Source organism: Pseudodonghicola sp., from assembly GCF_048268305.1.
GTDB lineage: Bacteria > Pseudomonadota > Alphaproteobacteria > Rhodobacterales > Rhodobacteraceae > Pseudodonghicola.
On sequence record NZ_JBLWVT010000002.1, the window covers coordinates 248,365 to 266,218 of the forward strand.

At 63.0% G+C, this 17,854-nt stretch carries 21 protein-coding genes; all 21 read left to right on the forward strand.

Features of this window, described 5'->3' with window-relative positions:
- Positions 1-79 precede the first annotated feature (79 nt).
- The 21 genes from ACN0V4_RS04300 to ACN0V4_RS04400 all read left to right on the forward strand — a co-directional run bounded on the left by ACN0V4_RS04300 (position 80) and on the right by ACN0V4_RS04400 (position 17,832).
- Complete coding sequence (locus ACN0V4_RS04300; protein ID WP_028091892.1) at positions 80-445, forward strand: NADH-quinone oxidoreductase subunit A; 366 nt, start codon at positions 80-82, stop codon at positions 443-445.
- Entirely contained in the window at positions 436-969 is a 534-nt protein-coding gene (locus ACN0V4_RS04305; protein WP_417673360.1) for a NuoB/complex I 20 kDa subunit family protein, read from the forward strand. Before ACN0V4_RS04300 ends, ACN0V4_RS04305 begins: the two co-directional genes overlap by 10 nt.
- A 26-nt stretch (positions 970-995) precedes the next feature.
- Positions 996-1,601 (forward strand): NADH-quinone oxidoreductase subunit C, encoded by a 606-nt coding sequence (locus tag ACN0V4_RS04310; protein WP_417673362.1) that lies wholly within the window; start codon positions 996-998, stop codon positions 1,599-1,601.
- On the forward strand, positions 1,601-2,830 hold the full coding sequence (locus tag ACN0V4_RS04315; RefSeq protein ID WP_417673364.1) for an NADH-quinone oxidoreductase subunit D: 1,230 nt from the start codon (positions 1,601-1,603) through the stop codon (positions 2,828-2,830). Before ACN0V4_RS04310 ends, ACN0V4_RS04315 begins: the two co-directional genes overlap by 1 nt.
- Positions 2,831-2,918: 88 nt before the next feature.
- Positions 2,919-3,935, forward strand: a complete 1,017-nt coding sequence (gene nuoE, locus ACN0V4_RS04320) for an NADH-quinone oxidoreductase subunit NuoE (RefSeq protein WP_417673366.1) — start codon at positions 2,919-2,921, stop codon at positions 3,933-3,935.
- 45 nt (positions 3,936-3,980) lie between these two features.
- The gene (locus tag ACN0V4_RS04325; protein ID WP_417673368.1) at positions 3,981-4,205 is read left to right on the forward strand and encodes a DUF5337 domain-containing protein; all 225 of its coding nucleotides are present in this window, start codon (positions 3,981-3,983) and stop codon (positions 4,203-4,205) included.
- Between the two features lie 5 nt (positions 4,206-4,210).
- Positions 4,211-5,506, forward strand: a complete 1,296-nt coding sequence (gene nuoF, locus ACN0V4_RS04330) for an NADH-quinone oxidoreductase subunit NuoF (protein WP_417673370.1) — start codon at positions 4,211-4,213, stop codon at positions 5,504-5,506.
- A gap of 41 nt (positions 5,507-5,547) precedes the next feature.
- Positions 5,548-5,868, forward strand: coding sequence for a hypothetical protein (locus tag ACN0V4_RS04335; protein ID WP_417673372.1), 321 nt, complete (start codon positions 5,548-5,550; stop codon positions 5,866-5,868).
- Positions 5,868-6,332 (forward strand): DUF5333 domain-containing protein, encoded by a 465-nt coding sequence (locus ACN0V4_RS04340; protein WP_417673374.1) that lies wholly within the window; start codon positions 5,868-5,870, stop codon positions 6,330-6,332. The genes ACN0V4_RS04335 and ACN0V4_RS04340 overlap by 1 nt, the downstream gene beginning before the upstream one ends.
- Positions 6,333-6,335: 3 nt before the next feature.
- Positions 6,336-8,348 (forward strand): NADH-quinone oxidoreductase subunit NuoG, encoded by a 2,013-nt coding sequence (nuoG, locus tag ACN0V4_RS04345; protein WP_417673376.1) that lies wholly within the window; start codon positions 6,336-6,338, stop codon positions 8,346-8,348.
- Positions 8,348-8,737, forward strand: a complete 390-nt coding sequence (locus ACN0V4_RS04350; RefSeq protein ID WP_417673916.1) for a hypothetical protein — start codon at positions 8,348-8,350, stop codon at positions 8,735-8,737. The genes nuoG and ACN0V4_RS04350 overlap by 1 nt, the downstream gene beginning before the upstream one ends.
- 6 nt (positions 8,738-8,743) lie before the next feature.
- Complete coding sequence (gene nuoH / locus ACN0V4_RS04355; protein ID WP_417673378.1) at positions 8,744-9,778, forward strand: NADH-quinone oxidoreductase subunit NuoH; 1,035 nt, start codon at positions 8,744-8,746, stop codon at positions 9,776-9,778.
- A 58-nt stretch (positions 9,779-9,836) separates the two neighbouring features.
- Entirely contained in the window at positions 9,837-10,331 is a 495-nt protein-coding gene (gene nuoI, locus ACN0V4_RS04360) for an NADH-quinone oxidoreductase subunit NuoI (RefSeq protein ID WP_417673380.1), read from the forward strand.
- Positions 10,328-10,741: a carboxymuconolactone decarboxylase family protein gene (locus ACN0V4_RS04365; RefSeq protein ID WP_417673382.1), complete on the forward strand. Its 414-nt coding sequence runs from the start codon at positions 10,328-10,330 to the stop codon at positions 10,739-10,741. Before nuoI ends, ACN0V4_RS04365 begins: the two co-directional genes overlap by 4 nt.
- A complete protein-coding gene (locus ACN0V4_RS04370; RefSeq protein WP_417673384.1) occupies positions 10,738-11,340 on the forward strand; it encodes an NADH-quinone oxidoreductase subunit J in 603 nt (200 codons plus the stop codon). Before ACN0V4_RS04365 ends, ACN0V4_RS04370 begins: the two co-directional genes overlap by 4 nt.
- Positions 11,341-11,343: 3 nt before the next feature.
- Positions 11,344-11,481: a hypothetical protein gene (locus ACN0V4_RS04375; RefSeq protein WP_417673386.1), complete on the forward strand. Its 138-nt coding sequence runs from the start codon at positions 11,344-11,346 to the stop codon at positions 11,479-11,481.
- A gap of 90 nt (positions 11,482-11,571) precedes the next feature.
- Positions 11,572-11,877, forward strand: coding sequence for an NADH-quinone oxidoreductase subunit NuoK (nuoK, locus tag ACN0V4_RS04380; protein WP_028091907.1), 306 nt, complete (start codon positions 11,572-11,574; stop codon positions 11,875-11,877).
- Between the two features lie 7 nt (positions 11,878-11,884).
- The gene (gene nuoL, locus ACN0V4_RS04385; RefSeq protein WP_417673388.1) at positions 11,885-14,017 is read left to right on the forward strand and encodes an NADH-quinone oxidoreductase subunit L; all 2,133 of its coding nucleotides are present in this window, start codon (positions 11,885-11,887) and stop codon (positions 14,015-14,017) included.
- A complete protein-coding gene (locus ACN0V4_RS04390) occupies positions 14,017-15,558 on the forward strand; it encodes an NADH-quinone oxidoreductase subunit M (RefSeq protein ID WP_417673390.1) in 1,542 nt (513 codons plus the stop codon). Before nuoL ends, ACN0V4_RS04390 begins: the two co-directional genes overlap by 1 nt.
- A 12-nt stretch (positions 15,559-15,570) precedes the next feature.
- Positions 15,571-17,013, forward strand: coding sequence for an NADH-quinone oxidoreductase subunit NuoN (nuoN, locus tag ACN0V4_RS04395; protein WP_417673392.1), 1,443 nt, complete (start codon positions 15,571-15,573; stop codon positions 17,011-17,013).
- A gap of 69 nt (positions 17,014-17,082) precedes the next feature.
- Positions 17,083-17,832 carry a biotin--[acetyl-CoA-carboxylase] ligase gene (locus ACN0V4_RS04400; RefSeq protein WP_417673394.1) on the forward strand — a complete coding sequence of 250 codons (750 nt, stop codon included), beginning with the start codon at positions 17,083-17,085 and terminating at the stop codon, positions 17,830-17,832.
- Positions 17,833-17,854: the final 22 nt, after the last annotated feature.

Here is a 17,854-nt window from a genome sequence, read left to right on the forward strand (position 1 = left end):
CGGCGGGAGTAGAGAAGCGGCAGGTCAACATGCCAATTGACGGCGCGCCGCACCGATGCGCGCGGGAAAGGAGCCACTCGTGGAAGAGTTGTTGCGGGAATACCTCCCGATTCTGGTGTTTCTGGCGGTTGCCGTGGGGTTGGGTCTTGTCCTGATGCTCTCGGCTGTCGTCCTCGCCGTGCGCAACCCCGACCCGGAAAAGGTCAGCGCCTATGAATGCGGCTTCAACGCCTTCGACGACGCCCGGATGAAGTTCGATGTGCGCTTCTACCTGGTGTCGATCCTTTTCATCATCTTCGACCTCGAAATCGCCATGCTGTTCCCCTGGGCCGTCGGCTTCAGCGGGCTCAGCGATGTCGCCTTCTGGGGCATGATGGTGTTCCTGGGCGTTCTGACGGCCGGGTTTGCCTATGAATGGAAGAAAGGGGCGCTGGAATGGGAGTGATGACCGGGATGAACACCGCCGGCGCCGACAAGGAAGTCGCGACTCAGGCGCTGAACGCCGAGCTGCAGGACAAGGGGTTCCTGCTCACCTCGACCGAGGATATCATCAACTGGGCGCGCACCGGGTCGCTGCACTGGATGACCTTCGGTCTGGCCTGCTGCGCCGTCGAGATGATGCATACCTCGATGCCGCGCTATGACGCCGAACGCTTCGGTATCGCGCCGCGCGCCTCCCCGCGTCAGGCCGACCTGATGATCGTCGCCGGCACGCTGACCAACAAGATGGCGCCGGCGCTGCGCAAGGTCTATGATCAGATGCCTGAACCGCGCTATGTCATCTCGATGGGCTCCTGCGCCAATGGTGGCGGGTACTATCACTATTCCTACTCGGTGGTGCGCGGCTGTGACCGCATCGTTCCCGTCGACGTCTATGTCCCCGGCTGCCCGCCGACGGCCGAGGCGCTGATGTACGGGCTGATGCAGATGCAGCGCAAGATTCGCCGTACCGGGACACTCGTGCGCTAAGGCGCGCCAGGATTGGAGAGAGCATGATGAGCCAAGCACTCAAAGAACTGGGCGCGCATATCGAGGCCAAGCGCCCGGATTGCGTTCTGAGCTGGGATGTCGCCTATGGCGAACTGAACGTCGATGTGGCCCCGGCCAATATCGTCGCCTTCGTCGAATTCCTGAAAAGCGATCCGACCTGCAAGTTCTCGTCGCTGGTGGATATCACCGGCGTCGATTACCCGGAGCGCACGAAACGCTTCGATGTGGTCTATCACTTTCTGTCGATGTACCAGAACCAGCGGATCCGCCTGCGGGTGTCGATCCGCGAGGAAGACATCGTGCCCTCGATCATCTCGGTGCACCCCTCGGCCAACTGGTTCGAGCGGGAGACCTTCGACATGTACGGCATCCTGTTCTCGGGGCACCCGGACCTGCGCCGGATCCTCACCGACTACGGCTTCCGCGGCTACCCGTTGCGCAAGGATTTCCCGACCACCGGCTATACCGAAGTGCGGTATGACGAGGTCGAGAAGCGCGTGGTCTATGAACCGGTGAGCCTGGTGGCCGAATATCGCCAATTTGACTTCATGAGCCCGTGGGAAGGCGCCGAATACATCCTCCCCGGCGACGAGAAAGAGGGGGCGAAGTGATGGACGGCTCCAAATTTGACGACGGCAGCACCGACGCGCTGAGCGGCGAGCAGAAGATCCGGAACTTCAACATCAACTTCGGGCCGCAGCACCCGGCGGCGCACGGCGTGCTGCGTCTGGTGCTGGAGCTGGACGGCGAGATCGTCGAACGCTGCGACCCGCATATCGGCCTGCTGCACCGCGGCACCGAGAAGCTGATGGAAAGCCGCACCTATCTGCAGAACCTGCCCTATTTCGACCGGCTCGACTATGTGGCGCCGATGAACCAGGAGCATGTCTGGTGTCTGGCGATCGAGCGGCTGACCGGGGTGCAGATCCCGCGCCGCGCCTCGCTGATCCGGGTGCTCTATTCCGAAATCGGCCGGGTGCTGAACCACCTGCTGAACGTGACCACCCAGGCGATGGACGTGGGCGCGCTGACCCCGCCGCTCTGGGGCTTCGAGGAGCGGGAAAAGCTTTGCATCTTCTACGAACGGGCCTGTGGCGCGCGGTTCCACGCGGCCTACTTCCGTCCCGGCGGGGTGCACCAGGATCTGCCGCCCGAGCTGCTCGACGATATCGACGCCTGGGCTGATCATTTCCCCAAGGTGATCGACGATATCGACGGGCTGCTTAGCGAGAACCGCATCTTCAAGCAGCGCAACGTCGATATCGGTGTCGTCAACGAAGAGGAGATCCAGCAATGGGGCTTCTCCGGCGTGATGGTGCGCGGCTCTGGCCTGGCCTGGGACCTGCGGCGGTCGCAGCCCTATGAATGCTATGATGAGTTCGACTTCCAGATCCCGGTGGGCAAGAACGGCGATTGCTATGATCGCTACCTCGTCCGGATGGAGGAGATGCGCCAGTCGACCCACATCATCAAGCAGGCGATCGCCAAGCTGAGAATGCCGGAAAACCAGGGCGATGTCCTGGCCCGTGGCAAGTTGACGCCGCCGAAGCGCAAGGACATGAAGACCTCGATGGAAAGCCTGATCCATCACTTCAAGCTCTACACCGAAGGCTTCCACGTGCCGGCGGGTGAGGTCTATGCTGCGGTCGAGGCGCCGAAGGGGGAATTCGGGGTCTATCTGGTGGCGGATGGCACCAACAAGCCCTATCGCGCCAAGCTGCGGGCGCCGGGCTATCTGCACCTGCAGGCCATCGACCATGTCGCCAAGCACCATCAACTGGCCGATATCGCTGCCATCATCGGCACCCTCGATATCGTGTTCGGCGAGGTGGACCGCTGATGGCTCGCGTCTCTGCCCTGCTTCTTCTCTGTAAAAATATTCCCGCCGGAGGCTTCCTCCGGTGCGGCCCGCACAAGGGGACAGCCTAATGCTCCGCCGCTTGCATCACGAACAACCGGAAAGCTTCGCCTTTACCCAGGCCAACCAGGCCTGGGCCGAGGCGCAGATCACCAAATACCCCGAGGGCCGTCAGGCCAGCGCGATCATTCCGCTGCTGTGGCGCGCTCAGGAGCAGGAAGGCTGGTTGACCCGGCCGGCGATCGAATTCGTCGCCGATTTCCTCGGAATGCCTTATATCCGGGCTCTGGAGGTCGCCACCTTCTACTTCATGTTCCAGCTCGAGCCGGTCGGTTCGGTCGCCCATATCCAGGTCTGCGGCACCACCACCTGCATGATCTGCGGCGCCGAGAACCTGATGGAGGTCTGCAAGCAGAAGATCGCGCCCAAGCCGCATATGCTCTCGGCTGACGGCAAGTTCTCCTGGGAAGAGGTCGAATGCCTCGGCGCCTGCTCGAACGCGCCGATGGCGCAGATCGGCAAGGATTACTACGAAGACCTGACCGCTGAACGGTTCGCCGAGATCCTCGATGAACTGGCCGCAGGTCAGGTGCCGGTGCCGGGCCCGCAGAACGGCCGCTATGCCGCCGAGCCCAAATCCGGGCTGGTGGCGCTGACCGATTTCGAAAGCGGGCGTACCCAGTATAACGCCAGTGTCGCCCGCGCGGTCGAGATCGGCGATGGCATCAAGCGGATCGACGGCACCGAAGTGCCGCTGCGCGCGCCCTGGCAGGGCAAGGCCGACGTTGCCGATATCGCCGAGAAAGAGCCTGCGATCCTCGCCGCCCCCCGCGAGGGTGGGGCGGATGACCTCAAGCTTCTGAAGGGCGTCGGGCCGAAGCTCGAAGGCATGCTGAACGATCTGGGCATCTATCACTACGATCAGATCGCCGCCTGGACCGAGGCCGAGATCGCCTGGGTCGACACCCGGCTGGCCTTCAAGGGCCGGGTCGAGCGTGATGGCTGGATCGAGCAGGCGAAGCAACTGGCGGCCGGCGAGGAGACCGAATTCTCCAAGCGCGCCAAGGACGACAAGATTTACGACTGACCGTGTTTCCCGCCTTGGGGCGGGGGGCAGCCAAATGGGAAAACGATGAGCGACGAGCGCGACAGGGCGATGGCCCGGAAGGGCCGGGCGACGGGGCTGGTGATTGCCGGCGCCGCTTTGGCTGCGCTGCTGGCGCCCTGGATCTGCCAGGGTCTCGGCCTCACGATCCGGCATGAGATGCTGATTTATTTCGCCTCTCTTGCCGCTTTCGTCTGGGCGTTCGTCAACATCTATCAACTCTGGCGGATGCGCCAGGACAGCCAAGGGTAGCACGCATGCTCAAGGACCAGGACCGGATCTTTACCAACCTCTACGGGATGCATGACCGTTCGCTGAAAGGCGCCATGGCCCGCGGCCATTGGGACGGCACCGCCGGTATCCTCGCCAAGGGGCGCGACTGGATCATCCAGCAGGTCAAGGACTCTGGCCTGCGCGGCCGGGGTGGCGCCGGCTTCCCGACCGGTCTGAAATGGTCCTTCATGCCGAAGGAAAGCGACGGGCGCCCGGCCTATCTGGTGATCAACGCCGACGAATCCGAACCCGCGACCTGCAAGGACCGCGAGATCATGCGCCACGATCCGCATACGCTGGTCGAAGGTGCGCTGATCGCCGGTTTCGCGATGAATGCGATCGCCGCCTATATCTATATCCGTGGCGAATACATCCGGGAACGCGAGGCGCTGCAGGCCGCGATTGACGAGGCCTATGATGCCGGTCTGATCGGCAAGAACGCCTGCAAGTCGGGCTATGACTTCGACGTCTACCTGCACCACGGCGCTGGCGCCTATATCTGTGGCGAGGAAACCGCGCTGCTCGAAAGCCTGGAAGGGCGCAAGGGCATGCCGCGGATGAAACCGCCGTTCCCGGCGGGCTCGGGTCTCTATGGCTGCCCGACCACGGTGAACAACGTCGAATCCATCGCCGTCGCGCCGACCATCATCCGCCGCGGGCCGGAGTGGTTCTCCTCCTTCGGGCGGCCGAACAACCACGGCACCAAGCTGATGGCGCTGACCGGCCATGTGAACAATCCCTGCGTCTTCGAGGAATCGATGTCGATGTCGGTGCGCGAGATCATCGAGCATCACGGTGGCGGTGTTCGCGGCGGCTGGGACAATCTGAAGGCCATCATCCCCGGCGGTGCTTCCTGCCCGGTGCTGCCCAAGGCGGCGCTGGAAGACGCCATCATGGATTTCGACTGGATGCGCGAGAACAAGTCGAGCTTTGGCACCGGCTGCATGATCGTGATGGACAATTCGGTCGACGTGATCAAAGCGGTCTGGCGGCTGTCGAAGTTCTTCAAGCACGAGAGCTGCGGCCAGTGCACCCCCTGCCGCGAAGGCACCGGCTGGATGAGCCGGGTGATGGATCGTCTGGTCACCGGCGACGCCGAGGTCGAGGAAATCGACATGCTGCTGTCGGTCACCAAGCAGGTCGAAGGCCACACCATCTGCGCCCTCGGAGATGCGGCGGCCTGGCCGATCCAGGGTCTGGTGCGCCACTTCCGCGAAGAGATCGAGGACCGCATCAAGGCGAAGAAGACGGGGCGCATGGGCGCCATGGCGGCCGAGTGATCGTGATGCGGCGGCTTGCCTCATATCCCGGGCTCGTGACGGTGAGCGTTCTCTGCGTGCTGGCGGTTGCCGCCTGCACGCCGAAAGACAAGCGCGTGCTGTTCGATGGCATCTATTTCCGCACCAAGGCCAAGGCGGTCGATCGCAAGGTCTCGGTGGCGGATTTCCGAGTCGAGGTGAAGAACGCCAACCAGTCGCTCGACGGTGCCCGCCAGGCTGGCGCCTATGCGGCCACCCGCTATTGCGTCGAGAATTACGGCTCCTCGCAGATTGTCTGGTCCAACGGGCCCAAGGCTGATGCGCAGAACCTGGTGTTCGACGGGGACAATCTGGTGCTGCGCGGGGTCTGTCAGAAACCATGATGGCGCTTCAGGCATATCCCGGCCTGACCGAGGCCCGCGGGCAGGGGGGCGGATTGCGCTCTCTGGCATCGCGGCTGCTGGTGGCGCTGGCGGTCTGCTTTGGTGGCCTGCCGGCGGCGGCCAAGCCGCCGTTGCGCGACGTGCCCGAGATCTCGGATGGCATCTTTACCGTGGTCGTCGCCAATGAAATCCGTCGCAAATGCGACGATATCCAGGGCCGGCTGTTGCGCGGGATCGGTGAAATCAGCCGACTGCGGGCACGGGCCAACCAGCTCGGCTATTCCGATAGCGAAATTCGGGCACTGCTCGACTCGCGCGAGGAAAAGGCTCGGATGATCGAGCGGGGCCGCGACTATATGGCCCGCTTCGGGCTGGATTACGACAAACCGGGCGATCTGTGCCGGCTGGGCCGGTTGGAAATCAAGAACAACAGCGCAATCGGCGCGCTACTGAGGGCGAAATAGACCATGTCTGACCTCCGCAAAGTCATCATCGACGGAACCGAGATCGAAGTGGAAGGGGCAATGACCCTGATCCAGGCCTGCGAGGTCGCTGGTGTCGAAATTCCGCGGTTCTGTTATCACGAGCGTCTGTCGATCGCCGGCAACTGCCGGATGTGTCTGGTCGAAGTCGTGGGCGGCCCGCCCAAGCCCGCCGCCTCCTGCGCCATGCAGGTCCGCGACCTGCGCCCGGGGCCGGAAGGCCAGCCGCCGGTGGTCAAGACCAATTCGCCGATGGTGAAGAAGGCCCGCGAGGGGGTGATGGAGTTCCTCCTGATCAACCACCCTCTGGACTGCCCGATCTGCGACCAGGGCGGCGAATGCGACCTGCAGGACCAGGCGATGGCCTATGGCGTCGACTTCTCGCGCTATCGCGAGGCCAAGCGCGCCAGTGACGATCTGAACCTCGGGCCGCTGGTCGAAACCCACATGACCCGCTGCATCTCGTGCACCCGCTGCGTGCGTTTCACCTCCGAGGTGGCGGGGATCACCCAGATGGGTCAGACCGGTCGTGGCGAGGATGCCGAGATCACCTCTTATCTGAACCAGACGCTGAATTCGAACCTGCAGGGCAATATCATTGACCTATGCCCGGTCGGCGCGCTGACCTCGAAACCTTATGCGTTTACCGCGCGTCCGTGGGAACTCACCAAGACCGAGACCATCGACGTGATGGACGCGCTGGGGTCGAACATCCGGGTCGATACCAAGGGCCGCGAAGTGATGCGCATCATGCCGCGCAACCATGACGGCGTGAACGAGGAATGGATTTCCGACAAGACCCGCTTTGTCTGGGACGGGTTGCGCCGCCAGCGTCTGGACCAGCCCTATGTCCGTGAGAACGGCAAGCTGCGTCCGGCCACCTGGGCCGAGGCGCTCGGCAAGGCCGCTGCCGCGATGAAGGGCGGCAAGGTCGCCGCTCTGGTCGGCGATCTGGCTCCGGCCGAGGCGATCTTCGCGCTGAAGCAGATCGTCGAGGGGCTGGGCGGCAAGATCGAATCCCGCACCGACGGCGCCGTGCTGCCGGCTGGCAACCGCTCGGCCTATGTCGGCACCGCCAAGATCGAGGATATCGAGACCGCGAAGAACATCTATCTGATCGGTTCGAACCCGCGCGACGAGGCGCCGGTGCTGAACGCGCGGATCCGCAAGGTCTGGTCGAAGGGCGCCACCGTCCATGTGATCGGGCCGAAGGACATGGATCTGACCTATGATTACGAATGGGTCGGGCCGGGTCGCGGGCCGCTGAACAAGCTGGTGGCCGAGGCCAAGCCGGTCGAAGGCGCGCTGGTCATCGTCGGGCAGGGGGCCCTGACCGAAGGCGACGGCATCGCGGTGCTGGGCCAGGTCATGGCGCTGGCCGAAAAGCTGGGCGGCAAGATGCTGGTCTTGCATACCGCCGCGTCGCGTGTCGGCGCGCTGGATCTGGGGGCCGTGACCGAAGGCGGCATGACCAAGGCGCTCGACGGTGCCGATGTGGTCTATAACCTCGGCGCCGATGAGGTCGAGATCGCCGCTGGTCCCTTCGTGATCTATCAGGGCAGCCATGGCGATCGCGGCGCACATCGTGCCGATGTGATCTTGCCGGGCGCCGCCTATACCGAGGAATCGGGGCTGTTCGTCAATACCGAGGGTCGTCCGCAACTGGCGCTGCGCGCCGGTTTCGCCCCCGGTCAGGCGAAAGAGAACTGGGCCATCCTGCGGGCGCTGTCCGGCGAAATGGGCAAGCCCTTGCCCTATGACTCTCTGGCGCAACTGCGTCAGGCGCTGGTCGCCGCCGTGCCGCATCTGCGCCGGATCGACCAGGTGCCTGCCAACGAGTGGCAGCCGCTCGAGACCAAGGAGCTCAAGCCGGGCAAATTCTTCCCGGCGGTCAAGGATTTCTACCTGACCAACCCGATCACCCGCGCCTCGACCCTGATGGCCGAGCTCAGCGCCAATGCGGCGGCGCGCAATGCGGGGAAAATGGCGGCGGAATGATGAAGCGAGCTGCGCTCATATCGCCCCTGCTGCTGGCGGCCTGCGGTGCGCAGGCCACCGGCGACCAGTCGAGGCCCTTCACGCCGAGCTATCGCGGTGTGGAAACCAGCCTGCTGGACGGCGATCTGGTGCAGTTCAACGTGTCGATGACCGGCGCGCGCAATCAGGCCGATGTGGATGCCTATGTCGAATGTGCGGCGGCGCAATATGCGTTGATCCGCGGATACGGTTTCGCGCGGCATCTGCGCACAAATGTTTACGAAGAGGGTGGCGTGTGGCGTGCAGATGCTGTTTACACCATTTCGCCATCGCTGCCCCGTGGGCTGCGCAAGCTAGACGCCGAGGTCGTAGTTGCGCATTGCGCGGAGAACGGAATACCGACGGTGTGAGGACCTATGGCTGACTTCTTTTCCAACACCTATCTGGGCATCGCCCTTGTCCTGATCGGGCAAGTGCTGCTGGTCGTGGTGCCGCTTCTGGTGGCGCTGGCCTTCCTGATGTACGCTGACCGCAAGGTCTGGGCCGCAGTGCAGATGCGCCGCGGGCCGAACGTTGTGGGCGTCTACGGGCTGCTCCAGAGTTTCGCCGACTTCCTGAAATACATGGTCAAGGAGGTCATCTTCCCGGCCGGGGCCGACAAGGTGGTCTTCCTGCTGGCACCGATGATCTCGTTGGTGATGGCGCTGATCGCCTGGGCGGTGATCCCCTTCAACGAGGGCTGGGTGGTCTCGAACATCAACGTCGCGATCCTCTATATCTTCGCCATCTCCTCGCTCGAGGTTTACGGCGTGATCATGGGCGGCTGGGCGTCGAACTCGAAATACCCGTTCCTGGGCTCGCTGCGCTCTGCCGCGCAGATGATTTCCTACGAGGTGTCGATCGGCCTGATCATCATCGGTGTGATCATCTCCACCGGCTCGATGAACCTGACCGACATCGTCCATGCGCAAGACGGCGATTATGGGCTGTTCAGCTGGTACTGGCTGCCGCAGTTCCCGATGGTCTTCCTGTTCTTCATCTCGGCCCTGGCCGAAACCAACCGCCCGCCGTTCGACCTTCCCGAAGCGGAGTCGGAACTGGTGGCCGGCTATCAGGTCGAATACAGCTCCACGCCCTTCCTGCTCTTCATGATCGGGGAACTGACTGCAGTGGTTCTGATGTGCGCGCTGACCTCGCTGCTGTTCTTCGGCGGCTGGCTGTCGCCGATCCCCGGGCTGCCCGACGGTATCCTCTGGATGATCGGCAAGATGGTGTTCTTCTTCTTCATCTTCGCAATGGTGAAGGCGATCACTCCGCGCTATCGCTATGACCAGCTGATGCGCCTGGGCTGGAAGATCTTCCTGCCGATGTCGCTGGTCTGGGTGGTCTTCGTCGCCTTCGCGGCCCGGTTCGACTGGTTCTGGGGCGCCTTTGCCCGCTGGGGGAGCTGAGGATGCCTGCCGCAGCCCTTCATAAGACAAGCCCCGCACAAGTGGAGTGCCCAGCAAAATGACGCAGATCGACTATACCCGCGCCGCGAAATACTTCCTGCTCGCCGACTTCTTCGTCGGCATGAAGCTGGGTCTGAAATATTTCTTCGCGCCGAAAGCGACGGTGAACTATCCGCACGAAAAGGGGCCGCTCAGCCCGCGGTTCCGTGGCGAACATGCGCTGCGTCGCTATCCCAACGGCGAAGAGCGCTGCATCGCCTGCAAGCTGTGCGAGGCCATCTGCCCGGCGCAGGCGATCACCATTGACGCCGAGCCGCGCGAGGACGGCAGCCGCCGCACCACGCGCTATGATATCGACATGACGAAATGCATTTATTGCGGCTTCTGTCAGGAAGCCTGCCCGGTGGATGCGATCGTCGAAGGACCGAATTTCGAATTCTCGACCGAGACCCGGGAAGAGCTGTTCTATGACAAGGACAAGCTGCTTGATAACGGGGCGCGTTGGGAGGCCGAGATTGCCCGCAATCTGGAATTGGATGCGCCCTACCGATGAATGAGACGCCGAAGAATCCATTCGAGGTCATGATGAAACAGGCCCAGGAGATGGCGCGGGTGTTCAATCCTGCGCTTGAAAACTTCAACCCCAAGGGGTTCGAAGCGCTGTGGCCGACCATGCCCAAGGACGTGATGGAATTCATGTTCGGCAATGCATTCAACAAGGGCGGTCTTGATGCCAAGACCCGGCTGCTGCTGACTTTGGCCGGGCTGACGATGCAAGGGGCGCAGGCCGATACCGCCGTGCGCCAGACCGTGCGCCACGCCTTGGAGGCGGGCGCGAAGAAACAGGAGATCGTGGAAACGATCGGCCATATGTCGGTCTTCGCCGGCATTCCCGCCATGACCCGGGCGCTTGATCTGGCGCGCGAGGTGATGGACGGAGACAACGAGGATGACGAAGCATGAGCGTGTTTGCCTTTTACCTGTTTGCCATCTGCGCCCTTGCCGGCGGGCTGTTCACGGTGATCAGCCGACAGCCGGTCCATTCGGTGCTTTGGCTGATCCTGGCCTTCCTCTCCTCGGCGGGGCTGTTCGTTCTGCTGGGAGCCGAATTCGTCGCCATGCTTCTGGTGATCGTCTATGTCGGCGCGGTGGCGGTGCTGTTCCTGTTCGTGGTGATGATGCTGGACGTGGACTTCGCGGCGCTGAAGGCCGAGATGGCCAAGTACATGCCGCTGGCGCTGCTGGTGGGCGTGATCATCCTGATGCAGCTTTTCCTCGCCTTTGGCGCCTGGCAGGCCAACGACGTTGCCCGCGGCCTGCTGACCGCACCGACGCCGACCGATGTGCACAACACCGTGGCGATTTCCGAGCTGCTCTATGACAAGTATTTCCTGCAGTTCCAGCTTGCTGGGCTGATCCTTCTGGTGGCGATGATCGGGGCCATCGTGCTGACCCTCAGGCATCGCAAGGATGTCAAGCGGCAGAACGTTCTGGCCCAGCTCTACCGCGATCCCGCCAAGGCGATGGAGCTTCGGGACGTCAAGCCGGGGCAGGGGCTCTGAACCATGGCCTGGATCGACCTCGCCCATTTGCTTGTCAGCAAGATCGGGATTTTCGGGGTCGCTCTGCTTTGGGGGATTAAAGCCGCGGTGAGCTGGATGCTGATCCGCTGGTGGAAACTCAGGCGCGCTGCGCTGCGCTGATGAAACTTACCGCCGGGCAGTTTGCCCGGCAGTTCCGGGCAACCGGGACAACGCGACAAAGAACGAATGGGCCAGGCCCAGAGGGACGATATGATCGGACTTGAGCATTACCTAACCGTGGCAGCCACGCTGTTCGTCATCGGGATCTTCGGGCTGTTTCTCAACCGCAAGAACGTGATCATCCTGCTGATGAGCATCGAATTGATCCTGCTGTCGGTGAACATCAACTTCGTGGCCTTCTCCTCCTTCCTGGGCGACATGGTCGGGCAGGTCTTCACCCTGTTCGTCCTGACCGTCGCCGCCGCCGAGGCGGCCATCGGGCTTGCGATCCTTGTCTGTTTCTTCCGTCTCCGCGGCTCCATCGCGGTCGAAGACGTCAACGTGATGAAGGGGTAAGAGACTAATGGAAACCATCATCCTCTTCGCCCCGCTGGTCGGGGCGATCCTGGCCGGCTTTGGCTGGAAGATCATCGGCGAGACGGCGGCCCAGTGGTTGACCACGGGGCTCTTGTTCCTCTCCTGCATCCTGAGCTGGATCGTCTTCATCAATTTCGACGGCGTTACCCACACCATTGAAATCCTCCGCTATATCGAGAGCGGCTCGCTTTCCACCTCCTGGTCGATCCGGCTGGACCGGCTGACCGCGATCATGCTGATCGTGGTGACCAGCGTGTCGGCCTTCGTGCACCTCTACAGCTTCGGCTACATGGCGCATGATCCGCAGTTCAAGCACGGCGAAAGCTACAAGCCGCGCTTCTTCGCCTATCTGTCGCTCTTCACCTTTGCCATGCTGATGCTGGTGACCGCCGACAACCTGGTGCAGATGTTCTTCGGCTGGGAAGGCGTGGGCCTGGCCTCCTACCTGCTGATCGGCTTCTACTATCGCAAGCCCTCGGCCGGTGCCGCCGCAATGAAGGCCTTCGTGGTCAACCGGGTCGGCGACTTCGGCTTCTCGCTGGGCATGTTCGCGCTGTTCTTCCTGACCGACAGCATCGCCTTCAACGATGTCTTCGCCGCGACGCCGATGCTGGCCGAAACCAAGCTCAGCTTCCTCTGGGGCCAATGGACCGCCACCGAGGTGATCGCAGTGCTGCTCTTCATCGGGGCGATGGGGAAATCGGCGCAGCTCTTCCTGCACACCTGGCTGCCGGACGCGATGGAAGGCCCGACCCCGGTGTCGGCGCTGATCCATGCCGCCACCATGGTGACCGCCGGCGTGTTCCTGATCTGCCGGATGTCGCCGGTGATGGAATTCGCGCCGCACGCGACCGCTTTCATCACCGTGCTCGGTGCGCTGACCGCCTTCGTCGCGGCCACCATCGGCCTGGTGCAGACCGATATCAAACGCGTCATCGCCTATTCGACCATGTCGCAGCTTGGCTATATGTTCGTGGCAGCCGGTGTCGGCGTCTATTCGGCGGCGATGTTCCACCTGCTGACGCACGCCTTCTTCAAGGCGCTGCTGTTCCTCTGCGCCGGTTCGGTCATCCACGCGATGCATCATGAACAGGACATGCGGAACTATGGCGGCCTGCGGAAGAAGATTCCCTTTACCTTCTGGTCGATGATCATCGGCACCCTGGCGATCACCGGTGTCGGCATCCCGATGACCGAGATCGGCTTTGCCGGCTTCCTGTCGAAGGACGCGATCATTGAAAGCGCCTGGGCCGGTGGGTCGAGCTTCGGCTTCTGGATGCTGGTCATCGCTGCAGCCTTCACCAGCTTCTATTCCTGGCGCCTGATCTTCCTGACCTTCTTCGGCGCGCCGCGTGGCGACAAGCATGCCCACGAACATGCGCATGAAAGCCCGCTGGTCATGCTGGTGCCGCTCGGCGTGCTGAGCCTGGGCGCGGTCTTCGCGGGGATGCTGTGGTACGGCAACTTCTTCGGTCATGCCGATGAGGTGGGCAAATTCTACGGTATCCCGGTGGCCGAGGCCTCGATGTCCGCCGAGGGCGGCCATGGCGAAGTCGCCGCGACCCCGACCCATGGCGAGACTGCCACTGACGCGCATGGTGAGACTGCAACCGCAGCCCATGGCGAAGCGGCAGGCACCCACCACGTGACCTTCGCCGGCGAGCCGGGGCAGGGGGCGCTTTATATCAGCCCGGAAAACCACGTGCTGGATATCGCCCATACCGCGCCGGCCTGGGTCAAGACCTCGCCCTTCTTCGCGATGCTCTTGGGTCTTCTGGTCGCCATCTGGTTCTATCTGGTCAGCCCCGCGCTGCCCAAGAAGCTGGCTGAAAGCCAGCGCCCGCTCTACCTGTTCCTGCTGAACAAATGGTACTTCGACGAAATCTATGACGCCGTTCTGGTGAAGCCCACGTTGGCTCTGGGTCGGCTGCTGTGGAAGCGCGGTGATGGCAGCATCATCGACGGCTTCCTGAACGGGGTCGCCCTGGGCATCATCCCGTTCTTTACTCGGCTCGCGGGCCGGGCGCAGTCGGGCTATATCTTCACCTATGTCTTCTGGATGGTGCTGGGCATGGCTGCCCTGGTCACCTGGATGACGATCGGCGGAGGAGCACACTAATGGACCACCTCCTTTCCATTATCACCTTCGTGCCGGCGCTGGCGGCTTTGATCCTGGCGGTGTTCCTGCGCGGCAATGATGCCGCGGCGCAGCGCAACGCCAAATGGGTCGCGCTCTTCGCCTCCACGGTGACCTTTCTGATCTCCATCGCGCTCTATACCGAGTTCGATCCCGCCAATACCGGCTTCCAGTTCGTGGAAGAGGGCAAATGGCTGATGGGGATGAAGTACAAGATGGGCGTGGACGGCATCAGCATCCTCTTCGTGCTGCTGACCACCTTCATCATGCCGCTCACCATCCTGGCGAGCTGGAACGTCACCGACCGGGTGAAGGAATACATGATCGCCTTCCTGCTGCTGGAAACGCTGATGCTCGGCGTGTTCATGGCGCTGGATCTGGTGCTCTTCTACCTGTTCTTCGAAGGCGGTCTGATCCCGATGTTCCTGATCATCGGCATCTGGGGCGGTCCGAACCGCATCTATGCGGCCTTCAAGTTCTTCCTCTACACCTTCCTTGGCTCGGTGCTGATGCTGGTGGCGATGGTGGCGATGTATGCCGATGCCGGCACCACCGACATCGAGATGCTGCTGACGCATGAATTCTCCTCGACCGGCTTCACGCTCCTGGGGATGCATGTGGTGGGCGGGATGCAGACCATCCTGTTCCTGGCCTTCTTCGCCTCCTTCGCGGTGAAGATGCCGATGTGGCCGGTGCACACCTGGCTGCCCGATGCCCACGTTCAGGCCCCGACCGCGGCCTCGGTTCTTCTGGCGGCGATCATGCTGAAGATGGGCGGCTACGGCTTCCTGCGCTTCTCGCTGCCGATGTTCCCGGTGGGCTCGGACGTCATGGCACCGCTGGTGATGTGGATGTCGGCCATTGCGGTGGTCTACACCTCGCTGGTGGCGCTGGTGCAGGAAGACATGAAAAAGCTGATCGCCTATTCCTCGGTGGCGCACATGGGCTTCGTGACGCTCGGGCTGTTCGCTGCCAACCAGCAGGGGATCGACGGCGCCATCTTCCAGATGCTGAGCCACGGCTTCGTCTCTGCCGCGCTCTTCCTCTGTGTCGGTGTCATCTATGACCGGATGCACACCCGTGACATCGCCGCCTATGGCGGTCTGGTGAACCGGATGCCGGCCTATGCCCTGGTCTTCATGTTCTTCACCATGGGCAACATCGGTCTGCCGGGCACCTCCGGGTTCATCGGCGAATTCCTCACCATGGTCGGCGCCTTCCAGGTCAACACCTGGGTGACCGCCGTGGCCGCGACCGGGGTGATCTGGTCGGCCGCCTATGGGCTCTGGCTCTATCGTCGGGTCGTCTTCGGCGATCTGATCAAGGAAAGCCTGAAGACCATCAAGGACATGAACGCGCGTGAGAAATGGATCTTTGCGCCGCTGGTGGCGATGACCCTGCTCTTGGGTTTCTACCCGTCGGTCGTGACCGACATCATCAGCCCGTCGACCACCGCGCTGGTCCATCATTTTGACACTGCGGTGGCCGCGGCCGAGACCGCGACCCAGACCGCTTCGAACTAAGGAACCGGACAGATGATTCAGGCCGATCTCACCGCAATCCTGCCGGAAATCATTCTGGCCGCCTACGCGCTGCTGGCGCTCGTCGCCGCGGTCTATACCGGCAAGGACCGTCTCGGTCCGACGCTGGTGTGGACCACCGGGGTGCTGATGGTGCTGCTGGGGATTTGGATCGCCACCAGCTCCGGCGGCGACACCACCGCCTTCAGCGGCATGTTCATCGACGACGGCTTCTCGCGCTTCGCCAAGGTGGTGATCCTGTTCTCCGCCGCCGGCGTCCTGGTGATGAGCCAGGAATATATGGCGCGCCGCGGCATCCTGAAGTTCGAATTCCCGGTTCTCGTCTCTCTCGCCGTGGTGGGCATGCTGGTCATGGTTTCCGCCGGCGATCTGATGGCGCTCTACATGGGGCTCGAGCTGATGTCGCTGTCGCTTTACGTCGTCGCCGCGATGCGCCGCGACAGCGTCAAGTCGACCGAGGCCGGGCTGAAGTACTTCGTCCTCGGCGCGCTCAGCTCGGGTCTGCTGCTCTATGGGGCTTCGCTGGTCTATGGCTATACCGGCACCACGCAGTTTTCGGGCATCATCCAGGCGGCGCAACAGGGCGACATGTCGCTCGGTCTGCTGTTCGGCCTGGTGTTCCTGATCGCCGGGATGGCCTTCAAGGTCTCGGCGGTGCCGTTCCACATGTGGACGCCCGACGTCTATGAAGGCTCGCCCACCCCGGTGACCGCCTTCTTCGCCACCGCGCCGAAGATGGCTGCGATGGGCATGATGGCCCGGCTGCTGTTCGAAGCCTTCGGCGACGCCATCCCGGACTGGAGCCAGGTGATCGCGCTGCTGTCGCTCCTGTCGATGTTCCTGGGGTCGGTCGCCGCGATCGGTCAATCCGACATCAAGCGACTGATGGCCTATTCCTCCATCACCCACATGGGCTTCGCCCTGATGGGCCTCGCCTCGGGCACCGTCTTCGGCGTGCAGTCGATGCTGATCTACATGGCGATCTACGTCACCATGAACATCGGCACCTTCGCCTTCATCCTGATGATGGAGAAGGACGGCAAGCCGGTCACCAATATCTCGGCGCTGAACATGTATGCCAAGCGCGAGCCGGGCAAGGCGCTGGCGATGCTGGTGCTGATGTTCTCGATGGCCGGCGTGCCGCCGATGCTGGGCTTCTTCGGGAAGTTCTATGTGCTGCGCGCCGCCTATGAGGGCGGGCTGGTGTGGCTGGCGATCGCCGGCGTGATCGCCTCGGTGATCGCCGCCTTCTACTACCTGCGCATCGTCTACTTCATGTACTTCGGCAAGGAAGGCGAGGAGATGGACACGCACAGCTCTCCGATGCTGTGGCTGGCGCTGACCGCATCGGCCGCGATCATGGTGGTGGGCATCATCAATATGTTCGGCATCGAGGGGGCCGCCGCTGCGGCCGCCCAGACCCTGCTGCAGCAGTAATGCTTTCGGCGGCGGGACGCGTGATGCGCCCCGCCGCCGCCATTCATACCCGATCCGGAGGTCGCGCGCATGACGGTTTGGCCCCAAGGCTACGAACGCCGCATCCTGGAGGAGGTTGACAGCACATTGAGCGAGGCGGCGCGGATCGCCCCCACGCTGACGGCTCCGATCTGGCTGATGGCCCGGGTCCAGACCGCCGCCCGCGGCCGTCGCGGCCGCGCTTGGACAAGCCCGCTGGGCAATCTTTATTCCACATTGATCTATCGCCCCGAAGGGCCGGTGCCACAGGTCGCCCTGCGCAGCTTCATCGCCGCGCTGGCGCTGTTTGACGCCTGCGTCGCAGTGACTGGCCGGGCCGAATGTTTTGCGCTGAAATGGCCGAATGATGTGCTGCTGAACGGCGGCAAGCTGGCTGGTATCCTGCTGGAAAGCCTGAGCCAGGGGAGCGGCGCCATGCATCTGGCCATCGGCATCGGTGTCAACCTCGCTGATGCGCCCGGCGCGGCTTCGGTCGAGCCCGGCGCGGTGCGGCCGGTCTCTCTCGCCTCGGAACTTGGCGTGCTGGTGACACCGGACGAATTCCTCACCGAACTGGCCGCCGCCTATGACCGGTACGAGACCCAGTTCACCAGCCTTGGCTTCGCCCCGATCCGCGAGGCCTGGCTGGCGCGCGCCGCCCGTTTGGGGGAACGGGTTGTCGCCCGCACCACCACGTCCGAGACCGCCGGCATCTTCGAGACCATCGACGCTGACGGACAACTGGTTTTGTCCACCGACCGGGGCCGCGTGCGCATCCCGGCGGCGGATGTCTATTTCTGACACCCTGGGGAGGGGAAAGGCC

Excerpts from the sequence above, each read along its gene's own strand:
- ACN0V4_RS04315 (WP_417673364.1), top strand. The coding sequence starts at position 1,601 with ATGGACGGCTCCAAATTTGACGACGGCAGCACCGACGCGCTGAGCGGC.
- ACN0V4_RS04310 (WP_417673362.1), top strand. The coding sequence starts at position 996 with ATGAGCCAAGCACTCAAAGAACTGGGCGCGCATATCGAGGCCAAGCGC.
- ACN0V4_RS04350 (WP_417673916.1), top strand. The coding sequence starts at position 8,348 with ATGAAGCGAGCTGCGCTCATATCGCCCCTGCTGCTGGCGGCCTGCGGT.
- nuoI (WP_417673380.1), top strand. The coding sequence starts at position 9,837 with ATGACGCAGATCGACTATACCCGCGCCGCGAAATACTTCCTGCTCGCC.
- ACN0V4_RS04390 (WP_417673390.1), top strand. The coding sequence starts at position 14,017 with ATGGACCACCTCCTTTCCATTATCACCTTCGTGCCGGCGCTGGCGGCT.
- nuoH (WP_417673378.1), top strand. The coding sequence starts at position 8,744 with ATGGCTGACTTCTTTTCCAACACCTATCTGGGCATCGCCCTTGTCCTG.
- ACN0V4_RS04305 (WP_417673360.1), top strand. The coding sequence starts at position 436 with ATGGGAGTGATGACCGGGATGAACACCGCCGGCGCCGACAAGGAAGTC.
- nuoL (WP_417673388.1), top strand. The coding sequence starts at position 11,885 with ATGGAAACCATCATCCTCTTCGCCCCGCTGGTCGGGGCGATCCTGGCC.
- ACN0V4_RS04325 (WP_417673368.1), top strand. The coding sequence starts at position 3,981 with ATGAGCGACGAGCGCGACAGGGCGATGGCCCGGAAGGGCCGGGCGACG.
- nuoK (WP_028091907.1), top strand. The coding sequence starts at position 11,572 with ATGATCGGACTTGAGCATTACCTAACCGTGGCAGCCACGCTGTTCGTC.
- ACN0V4_RS04375 (WP_417673386.1), top strand. The coding sequence starts at position 11,344 with ATGGCCTGGATCGACCTCGCCCATTTGCTTGTCAGCAAGATCGGGATT.
- nuoG (WP_417673376.1), top strand. The coding sequence starts at position 6,336 with ATGTCTGACCTCCGCAAAGTCATCATCGACGGAACCGAGATCGAAGTG.
- ACN0V4_RS04340 (WP_417673374.1), top strand. The coding sequence starts at position 5,868 with ATGGCGCTTCAGGCATATCCCGGCCTGACCGAGGCCCGCGGGCAGGGG.
- ACN0V4_RS04400 (WP_417673394.1), top strand. The coding sequence starts at position 17,083 with ATGACGGTTTGGCCCCAAGGCTACGAACGCCGCATCCTGGAGGAGGTT.
- nuoF (WP_417673370.1), top strand. The coding sequence starts at position 4,211 with ATGCTCAAGGACCAGGACCGGATCTTTACCAACCTCTACGGGATGCAT.
- nuoE (WP_417673366.1), top strand. The coding sequence starts at position 2,919 with ATGCTCCGCCGCTTGCATCACGAACAACCGGAAAGCTTCGCCTTTACC.
- ACN0V4_RS04370 (WP_417673384.1), top strand. The coding sequence starts at position 10,738 with ATGAGCGTGTTTGCCTTTTACCTGTTTGCCATCTGCGCCCTTGCCGGC.
- nuoN (WP_417673392.1), top strand. The coding sequence starts at position 15,571 with ATGATTCAGGCCGATCTCACCGCAATCCTGCCGGAAATCATTCTGGCC.
- ACN0V4_RS04365 (WP_417673382.1), top strand. The coding sequence starts at position 10,328 with ATGAATGAGACGCCGAAGAATCCATTCGAGGTCATGATGAAACAGGCC.